Source organism: Microbacterium sp. GbtcB4, from assembly GCF_019091465.1.
In the GTDB taxonomy this organism is placed as follows: domain Bacteria; phylum Actinomycetota; class Actinomycetes; order Actinomycetales; family Microbacteriaceae; genus Microbacterium; species Microbacterium paraoxydans.
In genome coordinates this window covers 329,256-345,888 of the sequence record NZ_JAGXJJ010000003.1, presented here as the reverse complement: position 1 = coordinate 345,888, position 16,633 = coordinate 329,256, and the positions used below count along the sequence as shown (strand labels likewise).

Below are 16,633 nucleotides of genomic sequence, written 5' to 3'. Positions count from 1 at the left end.
GGGGCCTCCCCCCCCGGCCCCCCGACGGGTTCTTCAACAAGAGGCTGACCCGCCCGGCCGGCCCGTCACCCCCCCCCCTGGCGGCGGAGCGCCCCCCTGCGGGGCCCACGCAGGGGGCCCGCTCGCACGAGAGGGGCCGGGTCGACGGGGGTGCGCGTCGAGGACAGACGAGGCACAATGGCGGCATGAGTGCGCACACGGATCCGGTCCAGTCCCTCACCGCGGAGCAGAGCTGGGAGCACCTGCGCAGCCAGGAGCTCGGGCGGCTCGTGACCCGGGTCGGCGAGACCATCGACATCTTCCCCGTGAACTATGCCGTGGACGGCGAAGGACTCCTGTTCCGCACGGCCCCCGGGAGCAAGCTGTTCGAGCTGACGGTCAACGCCGACGTGCTCTTCGAGGTCGACGACCACACGGACACCGCCGCCTGGAGCGTCATCGTGCGCGGGCGTGCGGAGGCTCTGGAGACCGACGCCGACATCGAGCGGGCGGAGGCGGCGGGTCTGCGTCCGTGGATCCCGACCGACAAGCGCGTGTACGTGCGCATCGCCCCGGCGTCGGTGTCCGGCCGCGCGTTCCGGCGCGATCCCGAGCCCGACCGGGACGGCCCGCAGGAGTACTGAGCCCGGCCCGGGGAGGCCTCGGCGGGCGTAGGGTCGGGGTATGGCCAACGTCGCTGAGAACATCGTCAAGACTCTGAACGCCAACGGAGTCGACCGGGTCTACGGCATCCCGGGCGACTCCCTGAACGGACTCACGGACGCCCTCCGCAAGGACGGCCGGATCCGCTGGGTGCACGTACGCCACGAGGAGTCCGCCGCCTTCGCCGCCGCGGCCGACGCCGGCACCACCGGAGACCTCGCCGTCGTGGCGGGCTCGTGCGGCCCCGGCAACCTGCACCTCATCAACGGCCTGTACGACGCGCAGCGCTCCCGCGTGCCGGTGCTGGCCATCGCCGCGCACATCCCGACCGTCGAGATCGGCACCGGGTACTTCCAGGAGACCCACCCGCAGGAGCTGTTCCGCGAGTGCAGCGTGTACGTCGAGTACGTTGCTGACCCGTCGCAGATGCCGCGGCTGATGGAGATCGCGATGCGCGCGGCCATCGAGCAGCGCGGCGTCGCCGTCCTCGTGATCCCGGGTGACGTGGCGCTGTCCGAGATCGCGGACGACCGCGCCGTGGTGATCGAGCGCACCCGCCCGCTGATCCAGCCCAGCGGCCCGGAGCTGGAGAAGGCCGCGACCATGCTGAACGCGGCGAAGAAGGTCACCATCCTCGCCGGGGCCGGCGTGGAGGGCGCGCACGACGAGGTGATCGCGCTCGCCGACGCGCTCGGAGCCCCCATCGTCCACGCGCTGCGGGGCAAGGAGTTCATCGAGTACGACAACCCGTTCGACGTCGGGATGACCGGGCTGCTCGGCTTCGCGTCCGGCTACCGGGCCATGGAGGCCGCCGACACGCTCCTCGTCCTCGGCAGCGACTTCCCGTACGAGCAGTTCTACCCGGAGCACGCGACCACCATCCAGGTCGACATCCGCGGGTCCCAGCTCGGCAAGCGGCACCCGCTCGACCTCGGCCTCGTCGGTGACGTGAAGGCGACCGCCGAAGCCCTGCTGCCCCGTCTCGCGCGGAAGGACGACCGCGGCCACCTCGACGACGCCGTGGCCCACTACCGGAAGACGCGGAAGAAGCTCGACGAGCTCGCGGTGCCGGCCAAGGGAAAGCGGCCCATCCATCCGCAGTACCTCGCCCGACTGCTGGACGAGTACGCCGCCGACGACGCGATCTTCACCGCCGACGTGGGCTCGCCCACCGTCTGGGCCGCGCGCTACCTGTCCATGACCGAGGGGCGCCGGCTGATCGGATCGTTCACGCACGGCTCGATGGCGAACGCCCTGATGCACGGCATCGGCGCGCAGGTCGCGCATCCGGATCGTCAGGTCGTGGCGCTCGCCGGCGACGGCGGCCTCGCGATGATGCTCGGCGAGCTGCTCACGCTCACCCAGAACGGTCTCCCGGTCAAGACGATCGTGGTGAACAACTCGTCGCTGAACTTCGTGGAGCTGGAGATGAAGGCCGCCGGCTTCGTCACCTACGGCACCGGGTTGGACAACCCCAGCTTCGCGGCGATCGCCGAGGCCATGGGCATCTTCGCCCGTCGGGTGGAGCGCAGCGAGGATCTGCCGGAGGCCGTCCGCGAGGTCCTCGCGCACGACGGTCCCGCGCTCCTCGACGTCGTGACCGAGCGCCAGGAGCTGTCCATGCCGCCCGCGATCGAGGCCGCGCAGGTCAAGGGCTTCGCGCTCTACGCCATCCGCACGGTCATGTCGGGTCGCGGCGACGAGCTGCTCGACCTCGCACGGGCGAACTGGCGTCAGCTCTTCTGACGCGGCCCTCCGCCACGTGACGCCGGCTCGGGACCCCCTCCGGATCCCGAGCCGGTGTCGTGTCAGCTCTCGACGAGTGCCCTGACCTCTGCGGCCTCGGCGTGCCGCCCCAGTGCCTCCAGCATGTCGCCGAGCTCCAGCGCCGCCACCTGACGCAGCGGTGGGAAGCCCTCGGCATGCTCCAGGGCGCTCCGGTACACCGGCACGGCATCGGCCGGGCGGTCGTTCCCCGCGAGCACCCGGCCCGCGAAGAGTTCCGAGCTTCCGGCGGCGCCCTGGTCGCCGAGCGCCGCGAAACCGTCGGCGGCGGTGAGAGCCGCGGCGACGGCCTCATCGGTCCGGCCCAGCTGAGCGAGCGCGCGGCCGCGAGAGTCGGTCACGTCAGCGAGCAGCCAGCCGGCTTCATGCTCCTGGGCGAGCGCGGCGACCTCGTCGAAGAGCGGGAAGGCGCGCTCGTCACCCCGGCCTGCGTAGGCCTGGCCGAGGCTGTGCAGCACCTCGGACAGCGCGCCGACGGCCTCGGGGGCACGCCGCACGATGTCCGCAGCGCCCTCCAGCAGCCGGACGGCGTCGTCGTGCTCCTCGAACCGGGCGAGGATCTTCGCCTGCTCCGTCATGGCCATGGCCTGGTCGGCGTGGGACTCCGCCTGCCCGAACAGCTCGGCCGCGTAGCCGTGTGCGCCGACCGCCTGACCGAACTCGCCGGACTCGGCGAGCGACCGGGCCAGGAGCGAGGCGGTCATGGCGCGCGAACCCGCAGGAGTCTCGGCGTTCTCCTCGCGTTGGAGCACGTCGCCGAAGAGCTCGGCTGCCTCCTCCGCGTCTCCCGCGCGGAGCATCGCCCTGGCCAGCCGGAAGTCGACGCCGGTGCGATCGCCGTCGTCCTGCAGGCGAGCGGCCAGACGGTAGCGGGCGACGGCCTTCTCGGGCTCCTCGGCGTCCTCCCAGAGCGCGCCCGCGAGCACATGGGCCTCGGCGAGAGCGCGGGTGGCGCCGAGTTCGGCGAGCAGCCGGCACACCTCGTCGGCGTCGACGGCCCCGTCCTGGTACGCACCCGTGCCGCCGCGTACGCGGGCCCGGGTCTGCAGCGCGTGGGCCCGGTGTCCGGCGGACAGGTCCTCCTGGGAGAGGAAGCGGTCGAGGAGCGTGCGACCGGCGTCGAGGTCGCCCTTGCTCAGCACGGCGCCGATCGCCACGAGGGTCGTGGTGTTGGACAGCCGGGTGTCCTCGGCCTCCGCGAACGAGCGCGCGGCGAGCTCGGCGAGGTCGAGCGCCGCATCCGGCTCCTCCGCCCGGAGGTGCAGCGACGCGCGGCTGATCGCCAGATCGCCGCGCGACCACGCGGGAAGACGGTCGGCCTCGGCCAGTTCCTCTTCGAGCGCCGCCATGGTCTCGTCGGTGTGCAGGCCGAAGGTCGCCAGGCCGAGCCGCTCCTCGAGGTCGGCCTGCGCGTCGTTCCCGGCGGCCCGAAGCGCGGCGATCCGTTCGGGGAGAAGGCGCTCGGCCTCGTCCACGCGATCGAGTGCGACGAGGATGCCGAGGTGCATCGACAGGAGCTGCGCGCGCTTGGCGGCGTCGTCGATCTCCAGGGCGTGCGGGAGGGCGGCGAGGGTCTCCTGCTCGGCGCCGAACTGCGCGAGCTGCATCGCCCGCTCGAACCAGCCGTCCGGGTCGGTCGGGGTCGTGGCCGGCGCGGGGGCGACGAACGCGTCGGAGCGGATCGGGACGTCGTAGCTCTCGTCGGCGAGAGCGCGCATCCGGGCGAGGCTGCGGGCGTGGCCGTCAGTGCCGTCCCGCTCGTCGAACTGTGCGCCGATGCGCTCGGCCGTCGACCAGGCGGTCGCGGCGAGCTCGGCGGCGCTCCACGGGCCGTCGTGCGCGCCCAGCAGCGGCACGAGCGCCGGGGCGTCGGCGCCGCGGACCGGGGTGTCGCCGTGTCCGGCGGCGGTGACGCGGTCGAGAGCGACCGCGAAGGCGGTGAGGGCGGCGAAGTGCGCGTCGACGTTGAGGCCGTCGTGGGCCAGCCACGCGATGTGCTTCTCGATCAGGGCCAGCGCCCGCGCCTCGTTGCCGGTGATCGCGGCGAACACGATGTTGTTGGCCACGATGCGCAGGTTGTCCGGGTTGTCCTTCGCCAGGCGGTAGCTGCGCAGGTGCGCGGTCTTCGCGTCCTCCGCGCGACCGGCACGCAGATACGGCAGCAGCACGCGGGACAGGGCGTGCTCCGGCTCTTCGCCGCACGAGAACCCGCCCTCGAGCATCTCCTCGACGAGGCGGATCGCGTCGGCGTCCCGGTCGGTCTCCGCGAAGAATCCCGCGAACTGGCTGCGGCTGCACGCATCGCAGTGGCTGTGCTCGTCGCGCGGCGTGGCCTCGAGCTGCACCCGGAGGGCCTCGGCGGCGTCGAACCGACCGGCATCCCAGGCGTCCTCGAAGCGGGCGGTCAGCACGCCGCTGAGGCCGAGCCCTGCGGCGCGGTAGTGCGCCTCCATGTCGTCGAGCACCGCCGCGATCTGCTCCTGCGAGAAGGCGGGGGAGGAGCGCAGGGACGACGCCATCCACTTGAACTGCCACATGAGGTCGGCCCCGCCGTTGTCGAGGTCGGCGGGGAACCGCTGCGGGTCGGCGTCGTGATGCGCCAGGCACCAGGCGAAGGAGTTGAGCATGACGTCGGTGGCCCCGACCATGTTCGCCGAGGCGGTCTGGCGCATCCGGGCCTCGTACTCCAGCCGTTCATCGCCGATCTCGATGGCCAGCGCGACGGCCTCCGCCACGAGGGCCTGCTCGGCCGGGCCCCACGGGGTGCGATCGATCTCCTCGATGAGCTGCTGGAAGCGCTTCTTCGGACGTGCCATGGAGGGCCCTTTCGGGTAGTCGGGGGTGTCAGCGCGCGTCGAAGGGGAGCGTGTCCCCCTCGATCCCGGCGGAGAGCGAGACGAGGTCGGAGAGGGCGCTGGTCATGAGCGCCCGATCGGCGTCCGAGAGCGGGTGGTGACCTGCGAGGAGCGCCTGGATGTAGAGGAGTTGGACCGTGCGCGCGAACACGGCGTCGTCCTCGACGCGGACGAGGGCGCGGACGACGCGGTTGGACCAGTTCAGGCACAGCCGCGCCGTGAGGTCGTCGTCTCGCGCGGACGAGAGCGTCTGGTCGATGCGGTCGAGCACCCCGCCCCAGAGCGTGCTCGCGATGCCCTTGGTGCGTCCGCGATCGATCGTCCGCAGCACCTCGGGATCCGCGACGTAGAGCCCGGTCAGCTCGGGGCGATCGATCGCCCTGACCACGACGGCACAGTCGGAGGCGGCGAGCACGGCGCCGGCGCGGGACTCCAACGCCATCGCGATGTCCCGGTCGTCGAGCGGCGGCGGGTCGAGGCGATCGAGCTCCCCGGTCACATCGACCTGCTCGACCGTGACCTGCGGGTAGAGGTCGGGGAGCAGGCGGATCAGATCGGCGTCATAGAGGTAGCCGCCGTTGACGAGCACCTCGTCCGAGGGGGAGATGCCCGCCACCTGGCGGAACTCGTCGACGGTCTGGGCGTAGCGCACGTGAGGGTAACGCTCCACGAGCTCGCCGATCCGCATCGTGCCGTGCGTCGTCTCCACGGTGAGCCAGCGGGTGATGAAGCGCGCGAGCTCCTCATCGTGGCGCACCAGGGACTTGAGTCCGACCTCGTGCACGGCGACGAACTGCGCGAGACGATGCGGTTCGCGCAGCCCGAGTTCGAGCACCCAGCGGCGGATCCCGGCGCCGAGCTGCTCCCGGACGCGCTCCAGGGCCGTGTCCTCGACGAGGGATTCGCGGCTCGCGGTCGGCGCGAGGCCGGTGGAGTCGACGACGGCGCGCACGAAGAAGGCCCAGTCGGGCAGGACGTCGTCGACGCGCTCGGACAGCAGCATGCGCCCCAGGTACATACGGGTCGCCTGGCGGGCGCCGGGCGGGGGTGCGAAGGGCAGCACGTACGCCAGGCCCTGCGTCCCGGTCGCCGGCTCGCTCAGCGGGATCACGTCCAGCGGGGCGGCCCCGAGCAGGTCGCGACCGTACTGCACGGCCGCCTCGATGTCGGCGGCGGGGTCGAGGAAGGGCGGCTCGCGCGTCACGTCGATGTCCCCGCCCGGCGCGTCGATGGTCACCCGCACCGGGAGGAACTCCCCGAACGTGGTCGCGAGCTCGTGCACGGCCGCCGGCCGCAGCAGCTCGTCGGCGTCGAAGCGCGGCACGAGGTGCACGCTGGTGCCGATCGGCAGGTCGTCGTCGATCTCCGCGACGCGGAACGTGCCGTCGGCGCTGCCCGTCCACTCCACCGCGGGTCCGCCTCTGGCGCTGCGGGAGCGGATGACGATGGTGTCGGCGACCATGAAGCAGCTCAGCAGCCCGATGCCGAACTGGCCGAGGAAGTCGCTCCGGGGGAGGTCGAAGATGTCCCGCTTGGAGCTGCGTCCGACGGTCGCGAGCAGATCGGCGACCTCGGCTGCGGTCAGGCCCACCCCGTCGTCGCGGAGCACGAACTCACCGGTCTGCGCGGTGAGCGGCGTGATGCGGATGCGGCTCCCGCCCCCGTCGACCTCACGGCGCGCCGCGATCGCGTCCCTCGCGTTCTGGAGCAGCTCCCGCAGATAGACCCGGGGACTGGAGTAGATGTGCCGGCTGAGCAGATCGACGACTCCGCGCAGATCCACCTGGAACTGCTGCACATCCCCACTCACATGCGTCCCTTCCTGCTTCGTCCGCCCGCCGAGCCTAGCAACAACGCGGGTTCCGCTTCCTGTTCGGCACCACCGGATCGATGCCGTATGCTTGGTGAGCAGTTGTTCTCTGCATTCTTTCGCCGTGCCTGGCGTCTACGACATCGGCCGGTGGCAGGGTGGGGAGGGCATCCCCGAGACCTCCGGGTCTCTAGGGCGGTAGCTCAATTGGCAGAGCAGCGGTCTCCAAAACCGCAGGTTGCAGGTTCGATTCCTGTCCGCCCTGCGCGTCAGCGCACGCTGACACACGAAAGGTACATTCAGGATGGATCAGGACGAACCGCGCGGCGACGTCGTCGCGGCCGGCGCCACGCGCCAGAAGAAGGGCAACCCCTTCTCCCGGTTCTTCGGGGGCATCGCCCTGTTCATCCGCCAGGTCATCGCCGAACTGCGCAAGGTCGTCACCCCGACCCGCAAGGAGCTTTTCAAGTTCACGGGTGTGGTGCTCGTCTTCGTCCTGATCGTCATGGGCATCGTCTACGGTCTCGACTACGTCTTCGGGCTCCTGACGCACTACGTGTTCGGAATCCCTGGCTGATGACCCCCGCGGCGACAGCCGCAGCTATGGAGAAGAAGCAACGTGTCTGAACGATATTCCGACGACGCCGACTGGGCGACCGCCGCAGAGCAGTCCAGCGAGGAGGACGAGGCCCAGGAGGGCAACGTGCTCGCCGCCGAGGAGCTCTCGGTCACCTCTGCCGAGCACGTCGCGGTCCACGTCGAGGACGAGGACGGCGAGCAGGAGGCGGAAGACATCGACATCGACATCGACGACCCGGAGGCGGACGCCATCGTGAACGACGCTCTGAACCTGGACGAAGCCGCGGAGTCCGAAGCCGCCGCCGAGGTCCTCAACGATTCCGTGGCCGAGGAGGTCGCGGAGCAGGAGGCCGAGGCGGCCGACGAGGTCACCCCGTACGAGGGACCTGACGTGAACGGCGAGGACGACCGTCCCGCCGCCGAGTCCGACGACGACGAGTCGGCTTCCGAGGAAGACCCGTACGAGGCCTTCCGCATGGACCTGCGCATGCTCCCCGGCAAGTGGTACGTCATCCACTCGTACGCCGGCTTCGAGCGCAAGGTCAAGGCGAACATCGAGCAGCGCAAGTCGACGCTCGAGGTCGAGGACGAGATCTACCAGGTCGAGGTCCCGATGGAGGACGTCGTCGAGATCAAGAACGGCCAGCGCAAGATGGTCACCCGTGTGCGCATCCCCGGCTACGTGCTGGTGCGCATGGAGCTCACGGAAGACACCTGGTCGGTCGTGCGGCACACCCCCGGCGTCACCGGCTTCGTGGGCAACGCCCACAACCCGACGCCGCTGCGCTTCGAAGAGGCCTTCAACATGCTGAAGTCCCTCGTCGAGGTCAAGGACGTCCCGACCGCCAAGAACATCGCGGCCAAGGGCGGCGTCGCCGTCGCTCGCCCGCTTCCCGCCGAGGTCGACTTCGAGATCGGCGAGACCATCACGATCAAGGAGGGCTCGTTCGCGGGTCTTCCCGGTTCGATCAGCGAGATCAAGCCGGAGAGCGGCAAGCTCACGGTCCTCGTCTCCCTCTTCGAGCGCGAGACCCCGGTCGAGCTGTCGTTCGACCAGGTCACCAAGATGATCTGACACTGTCTCGAGAACGGCCGTCCCTCCGGGGCGGCCGTTCTCTTTTCCGTCGACCCACCCCCTTTCGTGCCTCCCGGCCCCTTGCGGACGTACGCAACGGGCCGGCTCGTACGGAAGGGGCCGGCTCGCCAGCGGGGGAGAGATCAGGTAGACTTACGTGGTTTGTGCGATAGCCCGCATGGGTCCCTGAGCTTGTCGAAGGGCGCGCAGACGACCGCGGGCCGGAGAGGCCGGAGCCGTGGGAGAAGCGGATGCTCGCATCCGCCTCGAGGAAAGGAAAGAGAATGGCACCGAAGAAGAAGGTGACCGGCCTGATCAAGCTTCAGATCAACGCCGGTGCCGCCAACCCGGCGCCGCCGATCGGCCCCGCGCTCGGTCAGCATGGCGTCAACATCATGGAGTTCTGCAAGGCGTACAACGCCGCGACCGAGTCGCAGCGCGGCAACGTCATCCCCGTCGAGATCACCGTCTACGAGGACCGCAGCTTCACCTTCGTCCTGAAGACCCCGCCCGCGGCGGAGCTCATCAAGAAGGCCGCCGGCGTGCAGAAGGCTTCGGCCACCCCGCACACCGTCAAGGTCGGCAAGATCACCAAGGACCAGGTCCGTCAGATCGCCGAGCAGAAGCAGGCCGACCTGAACGCGAACGACATCGAGGCCGCCTCGAAGATCATCGCCGGAACCGCCCGTTCCATGGGCATCACGGTCGAGGGCTGAGGAGAATAATCATGGCTACCAAGTCCAAGGCTTACAAGGCTGCCGCCGAGAAGATCGAGGCAGACCGTTTCTACACGCCGTCCGAGGCCGTCGCGCTCGCGAAGGAGACCGGTTCGGCGAAGTTCGACTCGACCGTCGAGGTCGCGCTGAAGCTCGCCGTCGACCCGCGCAAGGCGGACCAGATGGTGCGCGGCACCGTCATCCTGCCCCACGGCACCGGTAAGACCGCCCGCGTCATCGTGTTCGCCACCGGCCCCGCGGCCGAGGCTGCGATCGCCGCCGGCGCCGATGAGGTCGGCGGCGCCGAGCTCATCCAGAAGGTCGCCGACGGCTGGACCAACTTCGACTCCGCGGTCTCGACCCCGGAGCTCATGGGCCAGGTCGGTCGTCTCGGCAAGGTGCTCGGTCCCCGTGGCCTGATGCCGAACCCGAAGACCGGCACCGTGACTCCGAACCCGGCCAAGGCCGTCGAGGAGATCAAGGGCGGAAAGATCGAGTTCCGCGTCGACAAGCACGCCAACGTGCACTTCGTCATCGGCAAGGCCTCGTTCTCGGCCGAGCAGCTGAACGAGAACATCGACGCCGCTCTCGAGGAGATCGTCCGCCTCAAGCCGTCCAGCGCCAAGGGCCGTTACATCCAGAAGGGTGCGGTGTCGACCACGTTCGGCCCCGGCATCCCGCTGGACGTCAACGCCATCTGACGCGTCGACGGGTCTCGCACCCGTCGCACCGAACGCCCCCGGGTCCTCCTCGGGGGCGTTCTGCGTTCCCGGAGGCCTCGCCGCCCCGACATCCGGCGTCATCCGATGCGGGCAAGGTCGGAGGCGCCGCGTACTGTGGGGGAGTTCCCGCGGTCGTCGCGTAAACTCGCATCCGCGCTTTCTCGCCCCAGGAGGGTCCATGTCCCGTCGTCTCATCGCCGTCACCGCACTCGTCGTCGCCGCCGCGGCCCTGACCGCCTGCAGCGGCTCGAGCACGCCCGCGAGCACCGACGGCGAGAGCGCCGCCGGCTCCGACTTCGGCCTGGTCAAGGACGGCACGCTGACGGTCGCGACCGAGGGTACCTACCGCCCGTTCAGCTTCCACGACGACGGCGGGTCCGGTGACCTCACCGGCTACGACGTCGAGATCATCCAGGCCGTCGCCGACGAGCTCGGCCTGAAGGTCGAGTTCCAGGAGACGCAGTGGGACGCGATCTTCGCGGGTCTCGACGCGGGCCGCTTCGACGTGATCGCGAACCAGGTGTCGATCAACGACGAGCGCGAGGCGAAGTACCTCTTCAGCACCCCGTACACGGTGTCGCCCGGCGTGATCGTGGTCAAGGAGGACGACGACTCCATCTCCTCCTTCGACGACCTCGAGGGCAAGACGACGGCCCAGTCCCTCACGAGCAACTGGTACGAGCTGGCCACCGAGTCCGGTGCCAAGGTCGAGGGCGTCGAGGGCTGGGCGCAGGCCGTGGAGCTCCTCCGCCAGGGGCGGGTGGACGCGACCGTCAACGACAAGCTGACCTTCCTCGACTACGAGACGACCAACAGCCCGACGGGCCTGAAGATCGCCGCGGAGACCGACGACGCCGGGGAGCAGGCCTTCGTGTTCACGAAGGACAAGGAGGCGCTCGTCGATGCGGTCGACGAGGCGCTCGACACGCTCCGTGCCGACGGCACCCTGGCCGAGATCAGCGAGAAGTACTTCGGCGAAGACGTCTCGCAGTAGGCGATGCAGAATCCCTGGGAGCTCTTCTTCTCCTCGCTCGGGCCGATCGCCTGGGCGGGGCTGACGGCGACGATCCCGCTCGCCCTGGTGTCGTTCGTCCTGGGGCTCGTGATCGCGATCGGCATGGCGCTGATGCGGATCTCGGTGCATCCAGTCGTGTCCGGCATCGCGCGGTTCTACATCTCGGTGATCCGCGGCACGCCGATGCTCGTGCAGCTCTTCGTGATCTTCTTCGGCCTGCCGTCCGTCGGGGTGACCCTCGATCCGTGGCCGAGCGCCATCATCGCGCTCTCGCTCAACGTCGGCGGCTACGGCGCCGAGGTCGTGCGGGCGGCGATCCTCTCGGTGCCGAAGGGGCAGTGGGAGGCCGCCTATACGGTGGGGATGAACCGCACCCGCACGTTGACCCGCATCATCCTGCCGCAGGCTGCCCGGGTGTCGGTGCCGCCGCTGTCCAACACGTTCATCTCGCTCGTGAAGGACACCTCCCTCACCTCGCTGATCCTCGTGACGGAGCTGTTCAAGGTGGCGCAGCAGATCGCCTCCGCCACGCTCGAGTTCATGGTGCTGTACCTGGCTGCGGCGCTGGTCTACTGGGTGATCTGCCTGGTGCTCTCCTTCGGGCAGAGCGCCCTGGAGAGGAGGCTCGACAGTCGTGTCGCGCACTGACCCCACGGCCGAACCGCTGCTCACCGCACGGGGCCTGCACAAGAGCTTCGGCACCACCGAGGTGCTGCGCGGCTTCGACCTCACCCTGCACCGCGGCGAGGTCGTGGTGCTCATCGGGCCCAGCGGCTCGGGGAAGACGACCGTCCTGCGCGCCCTGAACGGCCTGGAGACCCCGGACGCCGGCACCATCGCGATGGCCGGGGGCCCGGAGATCGACTTCGCACCGGAGATCCGCCCGAAGCCCCGCGTCGCGAAGCAGCAGCGGCTCGCGTTGCGTGACCGGTCGGCGATGGTGTTCCAGCATCACAACCTCTTCCCGCACCTGACCGTGCTGGAGAACGTGATCGAAGGGCCGTGGCGGGTGCAGGGCCGTCCGAAGGCCGAGGTCGTCGCCGAGGCGCAGGCGCTGCTCGCCCGGGTCGGTCTCGCCGACAAGGCGGACGCGCGGCCGCATCAGCTCTCCGGCGGGCAGCAGCAGCGGGTGGGCATCGTGCGGGCACTGGCCCTGCAGCCGGACCTGCTGCTGTTCGACGAGCCGACGAGCGCGCTCGACCCGGAGCTCGTGGGAGAGGTGCTGCTCGTCATCAAGGAGCTCGCCGATGAGGGATGGACGATGGCCGTCGTCACCCACGAGCTGAGCTTCGCCCGCGAGGCCGCAGACCATGTGCTCTTCCTGGACGACGGCGTCGTCGTCGAGCAGGGGCCGCCCGCCGAGCTGTTCAGCGCTCCGCAGCACGAGCGCACGCAGCGGTTCCTCACCCGCATCCTCCGGCCCCTCGACGGCGCGTGAGTCCTCGACCCCGCGGGCGATCGGTGGCAGGATGCGGTGCGTGGGCACCATCGACGACTACCTGACCGATCTCGACGCCGCAGACCGTGCGGCGATCGATGGCGTGTACGCGATCGCCACGGAGGAGGTGCCGGAGGCGGAACAGGGCACCGGCTACGGCATGCCGGCGCTCGTGTACGACGGCAAGCCGCTGCTCTCGGTGATGCGTGCGAAGAAGCACATCGGCGTCTACCCGTTCAGCCCCGAGGCGGTCGCCGCCGTGGCGGGCCTCCTCGAGGGTCACCCCGGGGTCAGCCTCGACAAGGGGACGATCCGGTTCCAGCCGGAGCACCCCCTGCCGGTGGAGGCGGTCCGCGCGCTCATCCGGGCGCGGGTGTCGCAGATCGAGGCCGGGTGAACGCCTAGGCGCCGAGCACCGGGAGCACGAGGCTCACCGCGAGCGTGATCATCACGACCGCGATCACCGCGTCGAGGAGGCGCCAGGAGCGCGGGGTGCGCAGCCACCGTCCGAGGTAGCGGGCGCCGAAGCCGAGGGCGGTGAACCAGAGGATGCTCGCCGCGACCGCCCCCGCCGCGAACAGCCACCGCTCCTCGCCGTGCGTCGCCGCGATCGACCCGAGCATCAGCACCGTGTCGAGGTACACGTGCGGGTTCAGCCACGTCAACGCCAGCGTCGTGAGGATCACCGGGGCGAGGCGGGTGCGGGTGAGCGTGCCGGTGCCCCCGGACGCCTCGAGGACCGGGGCGTCGCCCCCGTCGACCACCAGCTCCTCGCCGCCACGCCAGGCCCGCCGCGCCGCGAGCATGCCGTACCCGAGCAGGAACAGCGCCCCTGCCCAGCGAGCCACGACGACGAGCCAGGGGGCGGCGGACAGCACGAACCCGAGCCCGGCGACGCCGGCGATGATCAGTACGGCGTCGGAGAGCGCGCACACGATCACGACGGCGAGGACGTGCTCGCGCCGGATGCCCTGACGCAGCACGAAGACGTTCTGCGCGCCGATCGCGACGATGAGGGAGAGACCGAGGCCAAGACCGGCGAGGACGGTGAGCATGTGTCGAGCCTAGGAGGGCTGAGCATGAGGTGCAGCGAAGATTCCTTCCGCACCATTAGCATCGCTGATGTGAGGATCGACCCGGAGCTCGCCGCCACGCTGGCCACCGTCGCCGACGAGGGCACCCTCGATGCCGCGTCGCGTCGACTGCAGGTCACCCCATCCGCGGTCAGTCAGCGTCTCAAGGCGCTGGAGCAGCAACTCGGGCGGATCCTCCTCGTGCGCAGCAAGCCGGTCCGCCTCACCGAGGCGGGGGAATCCGTCGTGCGGCTCGCGCGGCAGATCGCCCTCCTCGAGCAGGATGCGCTTGCCGGGGTCGGGATCGAGGAAGGCGGTGGAGGGCGCCGCATCACGGTGCCCCTGGCCGTCAATGCGGACTCCCTGGCGACCTGGTTCCTCCCTCCGATGGCCCGGCTCTCGGCTGTGCACGACATCGATCTGGATCTTCATCGCGACGATCAGAACTTCACCGCGCGCCTGCTCGAATCGGGGACCGTCATGGCGGCGGTCACGAGCGAGGCCACGGCGGTCGCGGGGTGCACGGTCACGCCCCTCGGCGTGCTCGAGTACCGCGCCATGGCCGAAGCCGCCTACGCCCGTCGATGGTTCCCGGACGGCGTGACCCCCGGTGCTCTGGCGCACGCGCCGTTCGTCGACTTCGACCGCCGGGACACCCTCCAGCACGAGTGGCTGGCCGCGCGGGGAGTGCCGGCGGCCGGGGTTCCCCGGCACTACGTCCCGGCGTCGCACGACTATGCGCTGGCCGTCGGCCTCGGGCTGGGGTGGGGGATGGTGCCGCGGCTGCAGGAGGTGCCGGGACTCGTGGCGCTGGGCGGTCCGATCCTGCGCGTGGCGCTGTACTGGCAGCAGTGGAACCTGCGCTCCGCGCTGCTCGACACGATCGCGTCCGAGGTCGCGGGGGAGGCGCGCCGGGTGCTCGCTCGCGAACCCTGACGGGGCCGGGACGGCGTCGGCGCGTGGGCGAGGCTGACGACGGCTGCCGCGAAGAGGGGCTTGTCCTCGCCCCCGGGGTCCGGCAATATACCAGCACGCGGGAGGCCTGAGCTCTACTCGTCGGGCATCCGCGCAGACCGGATTCCTGAGGGGGGAAAAGATGGCGACGAAGACGACGCAACGAAAAGTCCTTGCGGTGCTCGCGGGTGGTCTCGTCCTGGGTGTGGGGGTGGCGGGAGTTCTCGCCGCCTGGAACGACTCCGAGTTCGCGACCGGGACGTTCACGGCCGGGGCCTTCGACCTGGAGGGCTCCACGGATGGCACGACTTTCAGTGACCACAACGTGGATGACGGCGACACGGCAGCGGCACTGGCCTTCACTCTGCCGGCGGGGGTGGTCGGCAATATGTCGCCGTCCGACACCGTTTACGCCGGCCTCTGGGTGCGGCTCGCCGCCGGGACGACGACGGGAGCGGATCTGGTCGCCGACGGGACGACCGCGGACCCGGCGGCGAGTTCGAACACGGACCATCTGTCCTACGCGGTCTATCAACTCGCGCCGGGGGCGACATGCGACGCGGCCTCGGCGGTCGGCACCCCCATCGCGACCGGGGCCACGCTCGACGCGCAGACCGGTGTGACGACCGTACCTCTCACCGAGGGCGCGACCGCCGACACGGCCGGCACCGCGGTGCAGCTCTGCTTCGCCGTGACGGCGGATGCCGCGCTGGAGCCGGGGTTGGTGACGGACGCCACGTGGAAGTTCACGGCCACGTCCACGAGCTGAGTCTTCATGGACACCCGCAGAGTGAGGCGGGAGAAGGGACGGATGCGCTCCCGCCGGATCCGGGCGATACTCGCCGGGGGTCTCGTGCTGGGCGTCGGCGCGACCGCGACCCTCGCCGCCTGGAACGACTCCGAACACGGCGCCGCGACCTTCACGGCGGGCCGCTTCGACATCGTCGGGGCCACCGACGGGACGACCTTCTCCAGTCACGCGACGGCGGGAACGGCGGCCGCGCTGAACTTCCAGCTGCCGCCCACCGCCATGGCACCGGGAACGACGACGTACGCGCTGTTCAGCGTGCGGACCGCGAACCCCTCGGTGGCCGGGGTGCTGCAGCTCACGCCGGGAACACCGGGTGGAACGGGATTGGCGACGTATCTCACCTATGGGGTGCGGACGATAACCGGAACCTCCTGCACGGCGGCGACGTATCCGGCGGGGACCGCTGTCGTTCCTGACGGGTCCACCCTCACGACGGCGGGGACGACGACGCAGGCGGTCGCGGCGAACGGGGCGGCGCAGGTGAACTACTGCTTCGCGGTGACCCTGCCCACGGCGGCGGGGAACGGCGCGCAAGGGCTCACGATGACCCAGACCTGGCAGATCCAGGGAACGTCGTCATGACCACGACCCGTCGGGAAGGGCGAGCACGGACCGGCGAGGCGGTCGGGGCTCGCGGACGCGGGCGGAGGATGCTGGGCGATCTCCTCCTGTGGTGCGCCGCTGCGGCCGGCACCATCTGCATCGTCCTCGTGATCCTCGCCGCGACGTCGCAGATCACGCTCATCCTGTTCCGGACGGGATCGATGGCGCCGACGATCCCCGCCGGCTCCGTGGCGGTCGCGCAGCGCGTGCCCGCGGAGGAGGTCGAGGTCGGGGACGTCGTGACGGTCGACCGGCCCGGTGAGCTCCCGGTGACCCATCGCGTCACGGCCGTCGAACCGGGAGCCGCCGAGGACGAGCGGATGCTCACCCTGCGCGGCGACGCCAACGCGGCGGAGGATCCCGTCGCGTACCCGGTGTCCTCCGTCCGCACGGTGCTCTTCGCGGTGCCAGGGGCGGCCGCCGTGGTGGTGGCGCTGGGTGACCCGGTGGTCCTCGCCGTGCTGACGATCGCGGCGACGGCGCTCGTGGTCTGGGCCTTCTGGCCGCGGACGCCGCGGCGGGCCCCGGTGCGCACGGAGGGGTCGTGAGACGGCG

At 70.6% G+C, this 16,633-nt stretch carries 17 protein-coding genes and 1 tRNA gene; 15 read left to right on the top strand and 3 right to left on the bottom strand.

Annotation, left to right across the window (positions count from 1 at the left end; genetic code table 11):
- The first annotated feature begins 185 nt into the window (after positions 1–185).
- Together KVS71_RS07620 and poxB are read left to right on the top strand one after the other, a co-directional pair.
- Positions 186–623, top strand: coding sequence for a pyridoxamine 5'-phosphate oxidase family protein (locus KVS71_RS07620; protein ID WP_105950310.1), 438 nt, complete (start codon positions 186–188; stop codon positions 621–623).
- A 40-nt stretch (positions 624–663) separates the two neighbouring features.
- Positions 664–2,388, top strand: coding sequence for a ubiquinone-dependent pyruvate dehydrogenase (gene poxB / locus KVS71_RS07615; protein ID WP_060923243.1), 1,725 nt, complete (start codon positions 664–666; stop codon positions 2,386–2,388).
- A 62-nt stretch (positions 2,389–2,450) separates the two neighbouring features.
- On the opposite strand, the gene KVS71_RS07610 is transcribed toward poxB, so the two are convergent.
- Both KVS71_RS07610 and KVS71_RS07605 read right to left on the bottom strand, forming a co-directional pair.
- A complete protein-coding gene (locus tag KVS71_RS07610) occupies positions 2,451–5,243 on the bottom strand; it encodes a hypothetical protein (protein ID WP_217584255.1) in 2,793 nt (930 codons plus the stop codon).
- Positions 5,244–5,271: 28 nt separating this feature from the next.
- The gene (locus KVS71_RS07605) at positions 5,272–7,092 is read right to left on the bottom strand and encodes an HSP90 family protein (RefSeq protein ID WP_105950308.1); all 1,821 of its coding nucleotides are present in this window, start codon (positions 7,090–7,092) and stop codon (positions 5,272–5,274) included.
- A gap of 192 nt (positions 7,093–7,284) precedes the next feature.
- Here KVS71_RS07605 and KVS71_RS07600 point away from each other — a divergent pair.
- From KVS71_RS07600 to KVS71_RS07560, 9 genes are all read left to right on the top strand, one after another.
- Positions 7,285–7,357 (top strand) — tRNA-Trp (locus KVS71_RS07600).
- 39 nt (positions 7,358–7,396) lie between these two features.
- Positions 7,397–7,669 (top strand): preprotein translocase subunit SecE, encoded by a 273-nt coding sequence (gene secE, locus KVS71_RS07595; RefSeq protein WP_025102339.1) that lies wholly within the window; start codon positions 7,397–7,399, stop codon positions 7,667–7,669.
- A 42-nt stretch (positions 7,670–7,711) separates the two neighbouring features.
- Entirely contained in the window at positions 7,712–8,746 is a 1,035-nt protein-coding gene (gene nusG / locus KVS71_RS07590; protein WP_217584254.1) for a transcription termination/antitermination protein NusG, read from the top strand.
- 284 nt (positions 8,747–9,030) lie between these two features.
- Positions 9,031–9,462: a 50S ribosomal protein L11 gene (gene rplK / locus KVS71_RS07585; RefSeq protein WP_025102337.1), complete on the top strand. Its 432-nt coding sequence runs from the start codon at positions 9,031–9,033 to the stop codon at positions 9,460–9,462.
- An 11-nt stretch (positions 9,463–9,473) separates the two neighbouring features.
- Positions 9,474–10,163 carry a 50S ribosomal protein L1 gene (rplA, locus tag KVS71_RS07580; RefSeq protein ID WP_025102336.1) on the top strand — a complete coding sequence of 230 codons (690 nt, stop codon included), beginning with the start codon at positions 9,474–9,476 and terminating at the stop codon, positions 10,161–10,163.
- Positions 10,164–10,362: 199 nt separating this feature from the next.
- Positions 10,363–11,178, top strand: coding sequence for an amino acid ABC transporter substrate-binding protein (locus tag KVS71_RS07575; RefSeq protein WP_217584253.1), 816 nt, complete (start codon positions 10,363–10,365; stop codon positions 11,176–11,178).
- Between the two features lie 3 nt (positions 11,179–11,181).
- Positions 11,182–11,847, top strand: coding sequence for an amino acid ABC transporter permease (locus KVS71_RS07570; protein WP_144882383.1), 666 nt, complete (start codon positions 11,182–11,184; stop codon positions 11,845–11,847).
- The gene (locus tag KVS71_RS07565; protein ID WP_085606301.1) at positions 11,834–12,637 is read left to right on the top strand and encodes an amino acid ABC transporter ATP-binding protein; all 804 of its coding nucleotides are present in this window, start codon (positions 11,834–11,836) and stop codon (positions 12,635–12,637) included. Before KVS71_RS07570 ends, KVS71_RS07565 begins: the two co-directional genes overlap by 14 nt.
- Positions 12,638–12,677: 40 nt before the next feature.
- Complete coding sequence (locus tag KVS71_RS07560) at positions 12,678–13,034, top strand: DUF1801 domain-containing protein (RefSeq protein ID WP_217584252.1); 357 nt, start codon at positions 12,678–12,680, stop codon at positions 13,032–13,034.
- Between the two features lie 4 nt (positions 13,035–13,038).
- Here KVS71_RS07560 and lysE read toward each other — a convergent pair whose 3' ends face one another.
- Positions 13,039–13,692: an L-lysine exporter gene (gene lysE / locus KVS71_RS07555; RefSeq protein WP_217584251.1), complete on the bottom strand. Its 654-nt coding sequence runs from the start codon at positions 13,690–13,692 to the stop codon at positions 13,039–13,041.
- 24 nt (positions 13,693–13,716) lie between these two features.
- On the opposite strand from lysE, the gene KVS71_RS07550 reads away from it, so the two are divergent.
- From KVS71_RS07550 to KVS71_RS07535, 4 genes are all read left to right on the top strand, one after another.
- Positions 13,717–14,646: a LysR family transcriptional regulator ArgP gene (locus KVS71_RS07550; protein WP_105950305.1), complete on the top strand. Its 930-nt coding sequence runs from the start codon at positions 13,717–13,719 to the stop codon at positions 14,644–14,646.
- Between the two features lie 160 nt (positions 14,647–14,806).
- A complete protein-coding gene (locus tag KVS71_RS07545; protein WP_060923006.1) occupies positions 14,807–15,433 on the top strand; it encodes a SipW-dependent-type signal peptide-containing protein in 627 nt (208 codons plus the stop codon).
- A 42-nt stretch (positions 15,434–15,475) separates the two neighbouring features.
- Positions 15,476–16,057: a SipW-dependent-type signal peptide-containing protein gene (locus tag KVS71_RS07540; protein ID WP_234024151.1), complete on the top strand. Its 582-nt coding sequence runs from the start codon at positions 15,476–15,478 to the stop codon at positions 16,055–16,057.
- Positions 16,054–16,626, top strand: a complete 573-nt coding sequence (locus tag KVS71_RS07535; RefSeq protein WP_217584250.1) for a signal peptidase I — start codon at positions 16,054–16,056, stop codon at positions 16,624–16,626. Before KVS71_RS07540 ends, KVS71_RS07535 begins: the two co-directional genes overlap by 4 nt.
- The last annotated feature ends 7 nt before the right edge of the window (positions 16,627–16,633 follow it).